This is a genomic window from Dinoroseobacter sp. PD6 (assembly GCF_028807315.1).
In the GTDB taxonomy this organism is placed as follows: domain Bacteria; phylum Pseudomonadota; class Alphaproteobacteria; order Rhodobacterales; family Rhodobacteraceae; genus Dinoroseobacter; species Dinoroseobacter shibae.
In genome coordinates this window covers 564,215-579,103 of record NZ_JARAMN010000001.1, presented here as the reverse complement: position 1 = coordinate 579,103, position 14,889 = coordinate 564,215, and the positions used below count along the sequence as shown (strand labels likewise).

The 14,889-nt window shown below is 66.2% G+C and carries 15 protein-coding genes; 13 read left to right on the top strand and 2 right to left on the bottom strand.

Features of this window, described 5'->3' with window-relative positions; translation table 11 throughout:
- Positions 1 to 144: 144 nt before the first annotated feature.
- On the top strand, positions 145 to 1,521 hold the full coding sequence (locus PVW48_RS02705) for a class II 3-deoxy-7-phosphoheptulonate synthase (protein ID WP_012178198.1): 1,377 nt from the start codon (positions 145 to 147) through the stop codon (positions 1,519 to 1,521).
- 78 nt (positions 1,522 to 1,599) lie between these two features.
- Here PVW48_RS02705 and PVW48_RS02700 read toward each other — a convergent pair whose 3' ends face one another.
- Positions 1,600 to 2,337: a PAS domain-containing protein gene (locus PVW48_RS02700; RefSeq protein ID WP_012178199.1), complete on the bottom strand. Its 738-nt coding sequence runs from the start codon at positions 2,335 to 2,337 to the stop codon at positions 1,600 to 1,602.
- A gap of 163 nt (positions 2,338 to 2,500) precedes the next feature.
- Here PVW48_RS02700 and PVW48_RS02695 point away from each other — a divergent pair, with 163 nt between their 5' ends.
- From PVW48_RS02695 to PVW48_RS02685, 3 genes are all read left to right on the top strand, one after another.
- Entirely contained in the window at positions 2,501 to 3,385 is an 885-nt protein-coding gene (locus PVW48_RS02695; protein WP_338020461.1) for a YicC/YloC family endoribonuclease, read from the top strand.
- A gap of 66 nt (positions 3,386 to 3,451) precedes the next feature.
- Positions 3,452 to 4,105, top strand: coding sequence for a guanylate kinase (gene gmk / locus PVW48_RS02690; protein ID WP_012178201.1), 654 nt, complete (start codon positions 3,452 to 3,454; stop codon positions 4,103 to 4,105).
- On the top strand, positions 4,102 to 4,626 hold the full coding sequence (locus PVW48_RS02685) for a gamma carbonic anhydrase family protein (RefSeq protein ID WP_274580173.1): 525 nt from the start codon (positions 4,102 to 4,104) through the stop codon (positions 4,624 to 4,626). Before gmk ends, PVW48_RS02685 begins: the two co-directional genes overlap by 4 nt.
- Before the next feature lie 103 nt (positions 4,627 to 4,729).
- Here the strand turns inward: PVW48_RS02685 and PVW48_RS02680 are convergent, their stop codons facing one another.
- Positions 4,730 to 5,152, bottom strand: a complete 423-nt coding sequence (locus tag PVW48_RS02680) for a hypothetical protein (RefSeq protein WP_274580172.1) — start codon at positions 5,150 to 5,152, stop codon at positions 4,730 to 4,732.
- A gap of 162 nt (positions 5,153 to 5,314) precedes the next feature.
- On the opposite strand from PVW48_RS02680, the gene PVW48_RS02675 reads away from it, so the two are divergent.
- The 9 genes from PVW48_RS02675 to PVW48_RS02635 all read left to right on the top strand — a co-directional run bounded on the left by PVW48_RS02675 (position 5,315) and on the right by PVW48_RS02635 (position 14,880).
- The gene (locus tag PVW48_RS02675; protein ID WP_274580171.1) at positions 5,315 to 6,376 is read left to right on the top strand and encodes an ATP-binding protein; all 1,062 of its coding nucleotides are present in this window, start codon (positions 5,315 to 5,317) and stop codon (positions 6,374 to 6,376) included.
- A gap of 152 nt (positions 6,377 to 6,528) precedes the next feature.
- The gene (locus PVW48_RS02670) at positions 6,529 to 7,554 is read left to right on the top strand and encodes a substrate-binding domain-containing protein (RefSeq protein ID WP_274580170.1); all 1,026 of its coding nucleotides are present in this window, start codon (positions 6,529 to 6,531) and stop codon (positions 7,552 to 7,554) included.
- Between the two features lie 71 nt (positions 7,555 to 7,625).
- On the top strand, positions 7,626 to 9,095 hold the full coding sequence (pstC, locus tag PVW48_RS02665) for a phosphate ABC transporter permease subunit PstC (protein WP_274580169.1): 1,470 nt from the start codon (positions 7,626 to 7,628) through the stop codon (positions 9,093 to 9,095).
- Positions 9,092 to 10,444, top strand: coding sequence for a phosphate ABC transporter permease PstA (gene pstA / locus PVW48_RS02660; protein ID WP_274580168.1), 1,353 nt, complete (start codon positions 9,092 to 9,094; stop codon positions 10,442 to 10,444). The genes pstC and pstA overlap by 4 nt, the downstream gene beginning before the upstream one ends.
- A 16-nt stretch (positions 10,445 to 10,460) precedes the next feature.
- On the top strand, positions 10,461 to 11,255 hold the full coding sequence (gene pstB / locus PVW48_RS02655) for a phosphate ABC transporter ATP-binding protein PstB (protein ID WP_012178208.1): 795 nt from the start codon (positions 10,461 to 10,463) through the stop codon (positions 11,253 to 11,255).
- Positions 11,255 to 11,968: a phosphate signaling complex protein PhoU gene (phoU, locus tag PVW48_RS02650; protein WP_012178209.1), complete on the top strand. Its 714-nt coding sequence runs from the start codon at positions 11,255 to 11,257 to the stop codon at positions 11,966 to 11,968. Before pstB ends, phoU begins: the two co-directional genes overlap by 1 nt.
- Positions 11,969 to 11,972: 4 nt before the next feature.
- Positions 11,973 to 12,659: a phosphate regulon transcriptional regulator PhoB gene (gene phoB / locus PVW48_RS02645; RefSeq protein WP_274580167.1), complete on the top strand. Its 687-nt coding sequence runs from the start codon at positions 11,973 to 11,975 to the stop codon at positions 12,657 to 12,659.
- A gap of 157 nt (positions 12,660 to 12,816) precedes the next feature.
- On the top strand, positions 12,817 to 13,773 hold the full coding sequence (locus PVW48_RS02640; protein WP_274580166.1) for a calcium/sodium antiporter: 957 nt from the start codon (positions 12,817 to 12,819) through the stop codon (positions 13,771 to 13,773).
- Between the two features lie 72 nt (positions 13,774 to 13,845).
- Positions 13,846 to 14,880: a S1C family serine protease gene (locus tag PVW48_RS02635; protein ID WP_012178212.1), complete on the top strand. Its 1,035-nt coding sequence runs from the start codon at positions 13,846 to 13,848 to the stop codon at positions 14,878 to 14,880.
- Positions 14,881 to 14,889 lie beyond the last annotated feature (9 nt).

The window sequence follows — 14,889 nt, the reverse complement described above, 5'->3', positions numbered from 1 at the left end:
CAGGATTTGGGCCGTCGGTGCAATGCCCACCGGCCCCGCGCGGGCCGAATTCCGCAGGATTCAGCGGCACAATGCGCATTGGCAAGCCGGGATCGGTCCAGTAAGCAAGCATCCTGTTGGCCGCGCAACCTGTGGAGGAAAGCAATGACCAAGGCGTGGAGCAAATCTGACTGGCGCACAAAGCCCCGGATTCAGATGCCCGAGTATATGGACCCGGCGGCCCTGGCCGCGGTGGAGGCCCGGCTCACCCAGTATCCGCCCCTCGTCTTTGCCGGCGAGGCCCGCTCCCTGCGGCGCGAGCTGGCCGATGTGGCCAATGGCAAGGGCTTTCTGCTCCAGGGTGGTGACTGCGCCGAGAGCTTCGGTGAATTCGGCGCGGATCTCATTCGCGACACCTTCAAGGTGATGTTGCAGATGGCGATGGTGCTGACCTATGGCGCCAAGGTTCCTGTGGTCAAGGTTGGCCGCATGGCGGGGCAATTCGCCAAGCCGCGCTCCGCACCCACCGAGGTGAAGGAGGGCGTCGAGCTGCCCAGCTACCGCGGCGATATCATCAATGATCTCGACTTCACCCCCGAGAGCCGCATCCCGAACCCCGAAAAGATGTTGCAGGCCTATACCCAGGCGGCCGCGACGCTCAACCTGCTGCGCGCGTTTTCCAAGGGCGGCTATGCCGACATCCACCAGGTCCACGCCTGGACGCTGGGCTTCACCGACCGCGACGAGGCCGAGAAATATCGCGAAATGGCGACCCGCATCGCCGATGCGCTGGATTTCATGAAATCCGCGGGCCTGACCTCCGAGAACAATTCCGAACTGGCGACGGTGGATTTCTACACCTCCCACGAGGCGCTCCTGCTCGAATACGAAGAGGCGCTCTGCCGGATCGACACGACCACCGGCCTGCCGCTGGCGGGGTCGGGCCACATGCTGTGGATCGGTGATCGCACCCGGCAGCCGGACGGGGCCCATGTTACCTTCTGCGCGGGCGTGCAGAACCCGATCGGGCTGAAATGCGGCCCCTCGATCACCACCGACGACCTCAAGGTGCTGATGGCGCGGCTCAATCCGAAAAACGAGGCCGGGCGACTGACGCTCATTGCGCGCTTCGGGGCGGGCTCTGTCGGTGATCACCTGCCGCGTCTGGTCAAGGCCGTTCAGGAGGAAGGCGCCAACGTGGTCTGGTCCTGCGATCCCATGCACGGCAACACGATCAAGAGCGCGTCGGGCTACAAGACCCGGCCCTTCGAGAGCGTGCTGCGCGAGGTGCAGGAGTTCTTCGCCGTCCATAACGCCGAGGGCACCTATCCCGGCGGCGTGCATTTCGAGATGACCGGCAAGGACGTGACCGAATGCACCGGCGGGGTACGCGCGGTCTCGGACGAAGACCTCTCCAGCCGCTATCACACCGCCTGCGATCCGCGCCTGAACGCGAGCCAGGCGCTGGAGCTGGCCTTCCTCGTCGCCGAGGAAATCGAAACCCATCGCGGGGCGACCGGCGCGGCCAAGCGCACCGCCTGATCCGACCTGCGATCCAGGGCAACGCGCCGCCGTCCCGACAGGGGCGGCGGCGTTGTCATGTCGGGTCCTGGGGGCAGGTTACTTGATGACCCTCAGGTAGCCAGGCAGGGACTGCGCCGGTGCCACTTCGGCAGCAGGGGCCGATGTCGGGGTGCCATAGCGCGCCGCAGGCTCGTGGAAGCCTTCGAGCACCCGGTCCTGAGCACGCACCTTGGGGCGGCGCAGGGCAGGCTGCCCGGTCTCGGTCGGGGCAGGCAGCGGCGTGGAGCGCGATTGTGTGACCTGGAACCGGTAGGGCGGCGACAGGATCGCGCCCTGGGCGACAAGACAACCGAGCGCCCGGGTCACGTTGCCATCATCGTCCAGCAACGGCAGGATCAGCAGCTCCGCATGGGTCGTCTCGGCCCCCGGGCTGCGCGATTGCAGGGTCAGCTCCAGCGACGACGGGCTGCGGAATACGTTCTCTATCATCGGCAGCAGCTTGTTGCGCTGGGTGTGGTTGAACACCGCACTGAGGGGCATGCCGCGCACCTCCATGCCCATCAGGTCGTTCAAGTGCCCCCCCGCGACCCGGAACCGCGCCAGGCCCGGCGCGATTTCTTCGAGGATGAACGCATAGGGTAACGCCCCCTCGATCCGACGCGGGTCGATATCGGCGCGCCGGGGCAGGGCATCCCCGTCACGCATGCTTTCCCAGTAGTCCATGACATCCAGCAGGATCTTGCTGCGCAAAGTGACCTTCTTCTTGTTCAGAGACACGATGGTATTATCCGCTTGGGTTACGTGGTCGCTTACATTCGATACGTGGTCCGGCACCTGGAACTCCTCACGCCGGCAAACAGAACACGCCGGAGTTGTCGAAGCGAGTGTCCGATGTTAACGGTTACTCGCATAATGATTACTGATATCTTAATAGTCCGGAATTCTCGAAAATTACATGTGAAAAAATCACCGATGGTTAACTCTCGTGGCTAGATCCATGACCGGTTTCGCCACCCAAGAAGGCAGTTTCGAGGACTGGACCTGGACCTGGGATATCCGCGCCGTGAACGGCCGCGGGCTCGAAGTGAAAGTGCGCCTGCCGGACTGGCTGCCCGGGCTCGACCGCGCCGTCCGCGCCCGGATCGCGAAGGCCGCAAAGCGTGGCAACATCTCCGTCGCCCTGCGCCTCAATCGCGCCTTCGGCAGCGGTCAGAGCGTGAATGCCGAAGCGCTTGACGCTGTCCTGCGCGCCCTGTCGGACCTGACGCTGCGCGCCGATCAGGCGGGGGTGCAGCTGTCGCCTCCCAATGCACTGGATTTGCTGAACTTTCGGGGAATATCCGAGACCGCGCCCCTGTCCGACGAGGCGCTTTCATCGCTGCAAGCCGCGCTGCTGGTTGACCTCGACGCCGCCTTGCCGGCCTTTGTCGAGAGCCGCGAGCGCGAAGGGGCCGCCACCGCGGCGGGGCTGACCGAGGCGCTGGATCAGGTCGCGGGGCGCCTTGCCACCGCGCGCCGTCTTGCCGAGGCCCGGCGCGACACCCAGGCCAGCCGCCTGAAAGCCGCTACCGCGCAAATCCTCGACGCCGCGGGCGAAGGCGCGCCGGACCCCCAGCGCATCGCCCAGGAACTGGCCCTTCTGTTCGTAAAGGCTGACGTTACGGAAGAGTTGGACCGCCTCGACACCCATGTCTCCAGCGCCTGCGAAATCCTTAACGCGGACGCCCCCATGGGCCGTAAGCTGGACTTTTTGATGCAGGAATTTAACCGTGAGGCGAACACGCTCTGCTCGAAATCCGCCGATGCCGCGCTGACGCAGGTGGGGCTGGATCTCAAGGTGCTGATCGACCAGATGCGCGAACAGGTCCAGAACCTCGAATAGCGCGGTGGTTGCCCTGCGCGGCGCAACCTCCTATGCAACGGCACGAAGACGAACGAGGGGGCACCCATGACCATCCACTCCGCGCGCCGGGGGCTCTTGATCATCCTGTCCTCGCCATCGGGGGCTGGAAAATCCACTCTGGCCAAACGGCTGATCGCCTGGGATCCGACCCTGTCCTTCTCGGTCTCCGCCACCACTCGCGCGCCGCGTCCGGGCGAGGTGGACGGCACCGATTACCACTTCCTCGACGAGAATGCCTTTCGCGACCTGGTCCACACGGGCGGCATGCTGGAACACGCTCATGTCTTCGGAAACTTCTACGGCAGCCCCATGGCCCCGGTGAAACGCGCCATCGACGGTGGCCGCGACGTTCTGTTCGACATCGACTGGCAAGGTGCGCAGCAAATCCGCAACTCGGACCTGGGCAAGCACACCCTGTCGGTCTTCATCCTTCCGCCCTCGATCAAAGAGTTGCGCCGCCGACTGGAAACCAGGGGCCAGGACACGCCCGAGACCATCGGCAAGCGCATGCAGAAAAGCTGGGACGAGATCAGCCATTGGGACAGCTACGATTACGTCCTGATCAACGAGGATATCGACGAGACCGATGCGCGGCTGAAATGCATCGTGTCGGCCGAGCGGATGCGCCGCGCCCAGCAACCGGGTCTGCAAGCCCATGTCCGCGCCCTGCAGGAAGAGTTCGAGAAGGAAAGAACATGATCTACGCGCTCGATGGCATCGCCCCGCAATTTCCCGCCTCGGGCGACTACTGGGTCGCGCCGGACGCCAATCTGATCGGCAAGGTCGTTCTGGAAGAGGCCAGTTCCGTGTGGTTCGGTGCCACCCTGCGCGGCGACAACGAGGAAATTCGCCTCGGGACCGGCTCCAATATCCAGGAAGCCTGCGTATTGCACACGGACATGGGCTTCCCCCTCACGATCGGGACGAACTGCACCATCGGGCACAAGGCGATCCTCCATGGCTGCACCATCGGCGATGGCAGCCTGGTCGGCATGGGGGCCACGATCCTGAACGGCGCCCGCATCGGCAAGGGCTGTCTGATCGGGGCGGGCGCGCTGGTGACCGAAGGCAAGGAGATCCCGGACTTCTCCCTCGTGATGGGCGCACCGGGCAAAGTGGTGCGCACCCTCGATGAGACGGCGCAGGCCGGGCTGCTGGAATCGGCCACCGGCTACCAGGCCAACATGCGCCGCTTCCGGACGGGCTTGACCGCGCTCTGAGACTGTTGCGCGGAAGCCGCAGTTTTGTCGGCCGCGGCACGACACCCCGTCTTGCGATTCGAAAATCAGAGAGAGACGACTCCGACCGGGCCGCCGCGATCGGTCAGTGCCCGCTGGCCATTTGCGCAGCCCGCGGATCGCTGATGATCCGGAACTGGATGTGGCCCGCGAATTCCCGGATTTCCCGCTCGATCAGGCCGGGATTGGGCAGGTCCGGTCCAACCGCCCACAATTCTCCGAAGAACCCGGCGAAGGACAGGGTCTCGGCCACATCGACGATATCGAAACCTTCGGAAAAGAGAGGCGCAACAATAACTTCCGGCCGGAACTTATCAAGAAGCGTCTCATTGAGCGCCGCAAAATCCACCGATTGGATTAGCAGGTCTTCCGTCGCGGCATTACGCGCGACCACCGCATGCTGGCAATCTGAAAGCTGCAGATAAAGCGCCACACGCGCCGTCTTGAGATCCCCGTTCAAATTGGCTGGAGTCCCCGTTGCCAAACGGCCTTCGTAGTCATCGTGCATGGACAAAAGATCCCCCTTGGATCCCTTGGGATCCTTTCTCCGACTGCGCACCGTCTTTCCCTAACCCAACGGAAATGTGACTCAAGCGCCCGGGAAAGAAAAGCGGCTTGTTATGGCCCAGCCCATCGCAGAATAGTCCGCGCAACATTGTGAGGACGCTCCATGGATCAGGCCGAGCTTTCCGAAATCGTCTCGGGCATTCCAATTCCGGCCTTTCTGATTGCCGGAAATGCCCGGGTCCAAACGATGAATACTGCTGCGAATGCCCTGTTCGGGGCAGAGGTACAAGGGCGCCATTACGTGACAGCCCTGCGCCAACCGGCGATCCTGCGCGCGATCGAGGAGGCGCTGCGCACGCGCAGTCGGACCACCGGCCATTACACCGTGTCGGGCGATGTCAGCGACCAGCGCTTCCGCGTCACCGCCGCCCCCCTCGGCCCCGGCGCGGTGTCGGGCATCCTCGTCTGTCTCGAAGACATCACGCCGCTCTACGAGGCAGGGCAGATGCGCCGGGATTTCGTCGCCAATGTCAGTCACGAGCTGCGCACCCCGCTGACCGCTCTGATGGGCTTCATCGACACGCTCCAGGGGCCCGCGCGCGATGATGCCGCCGCGCGGACGCGGTTTCTCGGCGTCATGGCCCGCGAGGCAGGGCGGATGAACCGGCTGGTGGGGGATCTTCTATCCCTCAGCCGGGTGGAGTTCTCCGAAAGACAAAAGCCCGAGGACCGGATCAAGCTGTCGGACGTTCTGCGCGCCTCCCGCGCCATGCTCGCCCCAGAGGCCGGGCAGGACGCGGTGCATCTCGATCTCGGGGCCGGGGAGGGGCAGAGCGACATTGTCTTGGGGGAGGCCGACCAGCTGCGCCAGGTCTTCAACAATCTGATCGAGAACGCCCTGAAATACGGCGGCGCCGAGTCGCCGGTCGAGGTGCGCCTGTCGCTGACCGACCAGGATCCCTACCTGCGCAGCCCCGCGGTGCGGGTCGATGTGCGCGACCACGGCCCGGGAATTGCCGCCCATCACATTCCCCGCCTGACCGAGCGATTCTACCGCGTGGACGAGCACCGGTCCCGCGAGCTGGGCGGCACCGGTCTGGGACTGGCCATCGTGAAACATATCGTGCAACGCCACCGCGGCCGCCTCGCCATCACCAGCGAGCCGGGCGCAGGCGCCTGTTTTTCGGTGATTATTCCCACCGCCGGGGCGGCACCGCGCAGCTAGGCGCGCCCTGCCACGACCCCCTGCCGCCACGTCAGCAGGCGCCGTCATAAAAGCGTTACAAAATTTTAACAAAAGCATCGCACGCGACCCATAGAAGCGCGGTTGAGCGTCCAGGAAAAGGCGCCTCGGGATCAACCTAGGAGAGCATCGTCATGCATTCTGTCAAACTCGCAGCAACCGTCGCCGCCGCCGCGCTTGTCGCCGCGTCCGCCGCCGCCGCCCGCGACCAGGTCCAGGTGGCCGGGTCCTCTACCGTGCTGCCCTATGCCGCCATCGTCGCCGAAGCCTTCGGCGAAAACTTTGACTTCCCGACCCCGGTCGTGGAATCCGGCGGCTCCTCGGCGGGGCTCAAGCGGTTCTGCGAAGGCGTGGGCGAGAACACCCTCGACATCGCCAATGCCTCCCGGCAGATCCGCGACGCCGAGGTCGCCGTCTGCGCCGAAAACGGCGTGACCGAGATCATCGAAGTCCGCATCGGCTATGATGGCATCGTCTTTGCCTCTGACATCAACGGCCCGTCCTTCGCCTTCACCCCCGAAGACTGGTACAAGGCGCTCGCCGCCGAGCATTTCATCGAAGGCGATCTGGTCGCCAACGAATTGACCACCTGGGACCAGGTCAACCCCGACTTCCCCGCCCAGCCGATCCAGGCCTTCGTACCCGGCACCAAGCACGGCACCCGCGAGGTATTCGAGGAAAAGGTGATCCTGCAGGGCTGCCAGGATGGCGGCGCCTTCCAGGCCATGCTCGACGCGGGCGTCGATGAGGACACCGCCGAAGAAAAATGCATGTCCCTGCGCACCGATGGCCGCTCCGTCGATATCGACGGCGATTATACCGAGACCCTGGCGCGCATCGCCAGCGACACCAACGGTATCGGCGTGTTCGGCCTGGCGTTCTACGAGAACAACACCGACAAGCTGCAGGTCGCGACCATGAACGGCGTCGTGCCCACCACCGAGGCCATCGCCGCCGGCGACTACCCGGTGTCGCGCCCGCTGTTCTTCTACATCAAGAAGGCACATATCGGCGTGATCCCGGGCCTTCAGGAATTCGCGGAATTCTTCGTCGCCGACGAGATTGCCGGCCCCGACGGCCCGCTGGCCGCCTATGGCCTCGTCTCGGACCCAGCCCTGGGCGACACTCAGGCGCTCGTGGCCTCCGGGCAGTCCATGTAAACCCCGTTCCCGGGACCGGCGGGGCCGCCACGCCCCTCCGGTTCCTTTTCTTTGCCCCCACGTGAGGTTCCATGCCGGTTTTCTGGATACTCGTGACCGTTCTGGCGCTCGCCGTGCTCGGCTATGTGCTGGGACGCGCCCGCGCCATGGCCTCCTCCGGGGGGGATTTGCGCGAATTGCACTCCCTGCCGAACTACTACGGCATGAATGTGGCGCTCTTCACCACCGCGCCCGCGCTGATGGTGCTGGTGGCCTGGATGCTGGTCCAGCCCGGTATCATCGAAAGCCGCGTGGCCTCGCTCCTCCCCGATACCGCCATCGCCGCCGACACCAGCCTCGGCCTCGTGATGTCCGATGTGCGACGGATCTCCGACGGGCTCGATGCCGCGGTGGCGCGGGGCAGCATGACCGAGGATGAGGCCCGCAGCCTGCGCGCCGACGCCACCGATATCCGCCAGGTGCTCGGCACCGTGGGCGTCGCCTTGGGCAGCGATGTCGACCCCGCCACCCTGCGCGCCGCACAAGCCTACCGCACCGCCAGCGCCAGCCTGAGCACATGGATGACCGTGGTCGTGCTCGCCATCGCGCTGGTCGGGCTTGGCCTGTCCTGGCTGCGCACCAACCGCGATTTCCGCGCCCGCAACACGGTCGAGACCGCCATCCTCGGCCTGCTGATGCTGGCCTCCACCATCGCGATCCTGACCACGCTGGGGATCATCCTGTCGATGTTGTTCGAGACGCGGAACTTCTTCAGCCAGTATCCCTGGACCAGCTTCTTCTTCGGCACCACCTGGGATCCCAGCTTTTCGGGCCGGGGCGGGGCATCGCAACTGTCGATCCTGCCGCTTCTCTGGGGCACGCTCTATATCTCGTTCATCGCGCTGCTGGTGGCCGTGCCCATCGGGCTCTTCGCGGCGATCTACATGTCGGAATATGCCGGGCCACGGGTCCGCGCCGTGGCCAAGCCCCTGATCGAGATTCTCGCGGGCATCCCCACCATCGTCTACGGTCTCTTTGCGCTGATCACCGTGGGCCCGCTTTTGCGGGACTACTTCGCGCAACCCATGGGGCTCGGCTCCTCCAGCTCCAGCGTGATGACCGCGGGCCTCGTGATGGGCATCATGCTGATCCCGTTCGTCAGCTCGCTGTCGGACGACATCATCAACGCCGTGCCGCAATCCATGCGCGACGGCTCCCTCGGGCTGGGTGCGACGCATTCCGAAACGATCAAGCAGGTCGTCGTACCCGCCGCCCTGCCGGGCATCGTGGGGGCGATCCTGCTGGCGGCCTCGCGCGCCATCGGCGAGACCATGATCGTGGTGCTCGGGGCAGGGGCGGCGGCCAAGCTCGACCTCAACCCGTTCGAGGCGATGACCACCGTGACCGTCAAGATCGTCAGTCAGCTGACCGGCGACACGGATTTCGCCAGTCCCGAAACCCTCGTGGCCTTCGCCCTCGGCCTGACGCTCTTCGTGATCACTCTGGGGCTGAACGTGCTGGCCCTCTACATCGTCCGCAAATACCGGGAGCAGTACGAATGAGCGACGCAAGCCTGCCCGGCGCGGTACCTGTGCCGAAGACATCCTCGCTCCTGGTGCAGGACGCGCGGACCGCGAAACGCAACGCCGCCGAGGCCCGGTTCAAGATGTACGGCCTGGCCGCCGTGATCACCGGCATTCTCGCGCTGGTGCTGCTCTTGGCCTCGATCCTGTCGAACGGCCTCAGCGCATTCCAGCAGACCTACGTCACGCTGGAGATCGCGCTGCCCGAGGACAAGCTCGACAAATCCGGCACACGCGACCTGGAAGTGATGCGCAAGGTCTCGACCTTCGGCTACGCGCCCCTGATCGCCACCGCGATGGAGGCCAAGCTGGCCGAGGCGGGGATCGAGATCGAGGGGCTGACCGCCAAGGACGCGGGCGCCATCATCTCCAAGGACGCCCCGGCGCAACTGCGCGACTTCGTGCTCGCCAACCCGCAGGTCGTCGGCACCACCCAGACCTTCGAGCTTCTGGCCAATGGCCGCATCGACGGATACCTCAAGGGCCGCGTGTCCATGGAGAGCGCCTCGCTCGACAAGAACGTCTCGCCCGCGCAACTGCAGCTGACCGATGCACTGCTGGAGGAGGGGGCGCTGGAGAAGCGCTTCAACTGGGGCTTCTTTACCAATCCCGACGCCTCCGGCCAACGCCCCGAGGCCGCGGGGCTCGGCGTGGCGATCATGGGCTCGCTCTACATGATGATGATCGTGCTGTGCCTGGCGCTGCCCATCGGCGTTGCGGCCTCGATCTATCTTGAGGAATTCGCGCCAAAAAACCGGCTCACCGACCTGATCGAGGTGAATATCTCAAACCTCGCGGCGGTGCCGTCGATCGTGTTCGGCATCCTCGGGCTCGCGATCTTCATCAACTTTGCGGGCCTGCCGCAATCGGCCCCCATCGTCGGCGGGCTGGTGCTGACCCTGATGACCCTGCCGACGATCATCATCTCGACCCGCGCGTCCCTGAAATCCGTGCCGCCCTCGATCCGCGATGCGGCCCTCGGCGTGGGGGCGTCGAAGATGCAGGCGGTGTTCCACCATGTCCTGCCGCTCGCCGCCCCCGGCATCCTGACGGGCACGATCATCGGCCTCGCGCAGGCCTTGGGCGAGACCGCGCCGCTCCTGCTCATCGGCATGGTGGCCTTCGTGCGCGAATACCCCGCCGCCCCGCCCGAGGGCTTTTTCGATCCCGCCTCGGCCCTGCCGGTGCAGATCTACAACTGGACGCAGCGTTCCGATCCCGCCTTTGTCGAGCGTGCCTCGGGCGCGATCATTGTGCTGCTCGTCTTTTTGCTCATCATGAACGCCGTCGCGATCCTTCTGCGCCGCCGGTTCGAGCGTCGCTGGTAACACAAGGAGCGACCCCATGAACGATATGCGCCTGACGGAGAGAGCCGTGACCGAACAGACCAAGATCGCCGCCAAGAACGTTCAGGTCTATTACGGCACGACCCACGCGATCAAGGACGTGAACGTCGACATCCTCGACAAGACGGTGACCGCCTTCATCGGCCCCTCGGGCTGCGGCAAGTCCACGTTCCTGCGTTGCCTGAACCGGATGAACGACACCATCGACACCGCCCGCATCGAGGGCGACATCCGCATCGATGGCGAGGATATCTACGACCGCCGCGTGGATCCGGTGCAACTGCGCGCCAAGGTCGGCATGGTGTTCCAGAAACCCAACCCGTTCCCCAAGTCCATCTATGACAACGTGGCCTATGGGCCGCGCATTCATGGGCTGGCGCGCACCCGGGCCGAACTGGACGAGATCGTCGAGAAATCCCTGCGCCGCGCCGCGCTTTGGGACGAGGCCAAGGACCGGCTCGACCAGCCCGGCACAGGCCTCTCGGGCGGCCAGCAGCAGCGGCTCTGCATCGCCCGCGCGGTGGCGACCTCGCCCGAGGTGCTGTTGATGGACGAGCCGTGCTCGGCCCTCGACCCCATCGCCACCGCCCAGGTCGAAGAACTGATCGACGAGCTGCGCGAGCGCTATTCCGTGGTCATCGTCACCCACTCCATGCAGCAGGCCGCCCGCGTCAGCCAACGCACGGCCTTCTTCCATCTCGGCCATCTCGTCGAGTACGGCGAGACCGGGCATATCTTCACCAACCCCGAAGACCCCCGCACCGAGAGCTACATCACAGGACGGATCGGCTAATGGTCATCGACAACGCACATATCGCCTCGGCCTTCGACCGCGACCTCGAAGCGATCCAGGCCCTCATCATGAAGATGGGCGGCATGGTGGAGGAACAGATCATCGACGCGGCCCGCTCGCTGGCCGAACGGGACGAGGATCTGGCCGAAACCGTCCGCACCCGCGACAAGCAGATCGACGCGTTGGAAGAGCAGATCAACGAAGAGGCCGCGCGCCTCATCGCCCTGCGCGCACCCACCGCGGGCGATCTGCGCGTGGTGCTGACAGTGATCAAGATGAGCGCCAATCTCGAACGCATCGGCGATTACGCCAAGAACATGGCCAAGCGCACCTCGATCCTGGTGCAGCTGCAGCCCGTGGGCAATTCCGCGGCTTCGCTGAAACGCATGGCACGCGATGTCGAGATGATGCTGCGCGACGCGCTCGACGCCTATCTGCGGCTCGATGTCGAGATGTCCGAGGCGATCCGGATGCGCGACCAGGAGGTCGACCAGATGTACAACGCGCTCTTTCGCGAATTCCTGACCCACATGATGGAAGACCCGCGCAACATCACCGCCTGCATGCACCTGCATTTCATTGCCAAGAATATCGAACGGATGGGCGATCACGTCACCTCCGTGGCCGAGCAGGTGATCTACATGGTCACCGGCGAGCTGCCCGACGAGGACCGGCCGAAGCAGGATCGCACCAGCTTGGACGCCCAGGGGTAGGCCCGTGTCCGACCAACCCACCGTTCTTGTGGTCGAGGATGAACCGGCACAGCGCGACGTGCTGTGCTACAACCTCGAGGCCGAAGGGTTCCGCGTGGTCCAGGCCGAGAATGGCGACGAGGCCATGGTCCTGGTCGAGGAAGAAACCCCCGACATCATCGTGCTGGACTGGATGCTGCCGGCGGTCTCGGGGATCGAGGTCTGCCGCCGCCTGAAATCCCGCCCCGACACCCGTGCGATCCCGATCATCATGCTCTCGGCCCGCTCCGAAGAGGTCGACCGGGTGCGCGGGCTGGAAACCGGGGCCGACGACTACGTGGTCAAACCCTACTCGGTGGTGGAGCTGATGGCCCGGGTGCGCGCGCAACTGCGCCGGGTGCGCCCGGCGACGGTGGGACAGCAATTGCGCTACGACGACATTCTGCTCGACGCCGAGAGCCACCGGGTCTTCCGCGACGACCAGGCCCTGAAACTCGGGCCCACCGAATTCCGCCTGCTGGCGACCTTCATGGAGAAGCCGGGCCGTGTGTGGTCGCGCGAGCAACTGCTCGACCGGGTCTGGGGGCGCGACATCTATGTCGATACCCGCACCGTGGACGTCCATATCGGTCGGCTGCGCAAGGCGCTGTGCCAACACGGCGGCACCGACCCGGTGCGCACCGTGCGCGGGGCAGGCTACGCGCTCGGCTGATCGCCCGGCACCCTCCCGCCGACCGCGCAATTCTCGCACCCGCGCAGGGCAGGGGCCTTGATCCCGCCCCGAGCGATCTCCAAGTCTTTGCCAGACAGGCGCGGATCCCGGCACCGCCACGGTGCCCGCGACCTGGGGCCCAGGACCCGACGCCCCCGTGGAAGCAGTTCTCTTGATCCTCGCCGGCCTTGCCGGGCTGGTGCTCGGCGGCGAGTGGCTCGTGCGCGGCGCGGTCTCGGCCGCGCGCAGCTTCGGGCTCTCTCCGCTCGTGATCGGGCTGACACTGGTGGGTTTCGGCACCTCGGCGCCGGAGCTGGCCACCAGCCTGCAGGCCGCCCTTTCCGGCTCCCCCGGGCTTGCAATCGGCAACGTGGTCGGCAGCAATATCGGCAACATCCTCCTGATCCTCGGCATCGCGGCGCTGCTGGCCCCGGTCGCCGTCAGCCCGGCCGCCCTGCGGCGCGACGGCGGGGTGATGGGTCTGGCCACGCTGCTCTGCCTCGGCGCGGTGCTGTGGGGCGAGATCGGCCGCGGGGTCGGCGCGGGTCTGGTGGCCGCCTTGCTGGCCTATCTCGGCTTCACCCTGTGGTCCGAAAAACGCGCAGGCGGCACCGAGGCGGCGGCGGTCTATGCCGACGAGGCCGCGCTGGTGCCCCGCTCCGGACGGGGGCGCGCGGCTGAACTCGGGCTGGCGCTGGTCGGCCTCGCGGTCATCCTTCTGGGCGCGCGTCTGCTGGTCTCCGGCGCGGTCATCATCGCCCGCGACCTCGGCATGAGCGAGACCGTGATCGGCCTGACCATCGTCGCCATCGGCACCTCCCTGCCCGAGCTTGTCACCGCGGTGGTCGCCGTGCGCAAGGGGCAGGGGGACGTGGCGGTCGGCAACGTGATCGGCAGCAATATCTTCAACATCCTCGGCATCCTCGGGGTCACCGCCCTGGTGCAGCCGATGCCGATCCCGCCCGAGATACTGCGCCTCGACATCTGGGTGATGTGCGGCGCGACGCTGCTGCTGTTTGCCTTCGCCCGCACCGGCTGGACGGTCAGCCGCCGCGAGGGCGCGGTGTTCTTGGCATGCTACGCGGTCTATCTCGGCGTGTTGCTGGCGGGCTGAGCGCGGCGGGCCCCCTTGGACCGCCGCCCCCGCGCCCCTAAATCCCCAGCACCGACGCAAAGGAGACCGATAATGCGCCTCTGGCTCCCCCTCGCGCTCTGCCTGCTGGCCCTGGTCGCACCCGCCCGGGCATCCGAACTGACCGCCCCCGAAGAGCGCCTGATTTCCCTGTTCGAGACGTCGCGCGCCGCCGTGGTATCGATCACCACCGGCCAGCGCCGGGTCGATCCCTGGATGCGCCGGGCCGAAATCGTGCCCAGCGGCTCCGGCTCGGGGTTCGTGTGGGACCGCGACGGCCATGTGGTCACCAACGCCCATGTCATCCGCGGCGCGGCCCGGGCGGATGTGCACATGGCCGACGGGCGCGTGCTGCCCGCCCGGCTGGTGGGCACGGCCCCGCAATACGACCTCGCGGTGCTGCGCGTCGATCTCGGCACGCGCCGTCCCGACCCGCTCCCCCTGGGGCGCAGCGACGCGCTCCGCGTGGGTCAAAGCGTGCTGGCCATCGGCAATCCGTTCGGGCTGGACTGGACGCTGACCACGGGCATCGTCTCGGCGCTGGAGCGCGAGATCCCGCTGGGCACCGGCACGATCGAGGGGCTTATCCAGACCGACGCGGCGATCAATCCGGGCAATTCCGGCGGCCCGCTTCTGGACAGCTCCGGGCGGCTGATCGGCGTGAACACCGCGATCTTCAGCCCCTCGGGCTCCAGTGCCGGAATCGGCTTTGCCGTGCCCGTGGACCGGGTCGCCCGCGTGGTGCCGCAACTCATCGCCCGGGGCATGTATCGCCCGCCGGTCCTCGGCATCCGTTTCGATCCGCGCATCGACGCGCTGGCCCGGCAGAACGGCGTCGAAGGCGCCGTGATCCTCGCGATAGAACCGGGCGGCCCCGCCGCCGCCGCAGGTCTGCGCCCGGCCCGGCGGGATGGGGCGGGCTTTCTCGTGCCCGGCGACGTGATCCAGCGCCTGGCGGGCCGCCCCATCGCCAGCGGCAGCGACCTGCGCAGCGTGCTCGACGATTTCGACCCGGGCACCGAGGTGACCCTCGAGGTCTGGCGCGACGGCACCCGGCGCGAGGTCCGCGTCACCCTGGCCGCGCCCTGACACCGGCCT

Bases quoted from the DNA above. Each gene is read 5' to 3' on its own strand.
- PVW48_RS02705 (WP_012178198.1), top strand. From the start codon at position 145: ATGACCAAGGCGTGGAGCAAATCTGACTGGCGCACAAAGCCCCGGATT.
- PVW48_RS02695 (WP_338020461.1), top strand. From the start codon at position 2,501: ATGACCGGTTTCGCCACCCAAGAAGGCAGTTTCGAGGACTGGACCTGG.
- gmk (WP_012178201.1), top strand. From the start codon at position 3,452: ATGACCATCCACTCCGCGCGCCGGGGGCTCTTGATCATCCTGTCCTCG.
- PVW48_RS02685 (WP_274580173.1), top strand. From the start codon at position 4,102: ATGATCTACGCGCTCGATGGCATCGCCCCGCAATTTCCCGCCTCGGGC.
- PVW48_RS02680 (WP_274580172.1), bottom strand. From the start codon at position 5,152: ATGCACGATGACTACGAAGGCCGTTTGGCAACGGGGACTCCAGCCAAT.
- PVW48_RS02675 (WP_274580171.1), top strand. From the start codon at position 5,315: ATGGATCAGGCCGAGCTTTCCGAAATCGTCTCGGGCATTCCAATTCCG.
- PVW48_RS02670 (WP_274580170.1), top strand. From the start codon at position 6,529: ATGCATTCTGTCAAACTCGCAGCAACCGTCGCCGCCGCCGCGCTTGTC.
- pstC (WP_274580169.1), top strand. From the start codon at position 7,626: ATGCCGGTTTTCTGGATACTCGTGACCGTTCTGGCGCTCGCCGTGCTC.
- pstA (WP_274580168.1), top strand. From the start codon at position 9,092: ATGAGCGACGCAAGCCTGCCCGGCGCGGTACCTGTGCCGAAGACATCC.
- pstB (WP_012178208.1), top strand. From the start codon at position 10,461: ATGAACGATATGCGCCTGACGGAGAGAGCCGTGACCGAACAGACCAAG.
- phoU (WP_012178209.1), top strand. From the start codon at position 11,255: ATGGTCATCGACAACGCACATATCGCCTCGGCCTTCGACCGCGACCTC.
- PVW48_RS02635 (WP_012178212.1), top strand. From the start codon at position 13,846: ATGCGCCTCTGGCTCCCCCTCGCGCTCTGCCTGCTGGCCCTGGTCGCA.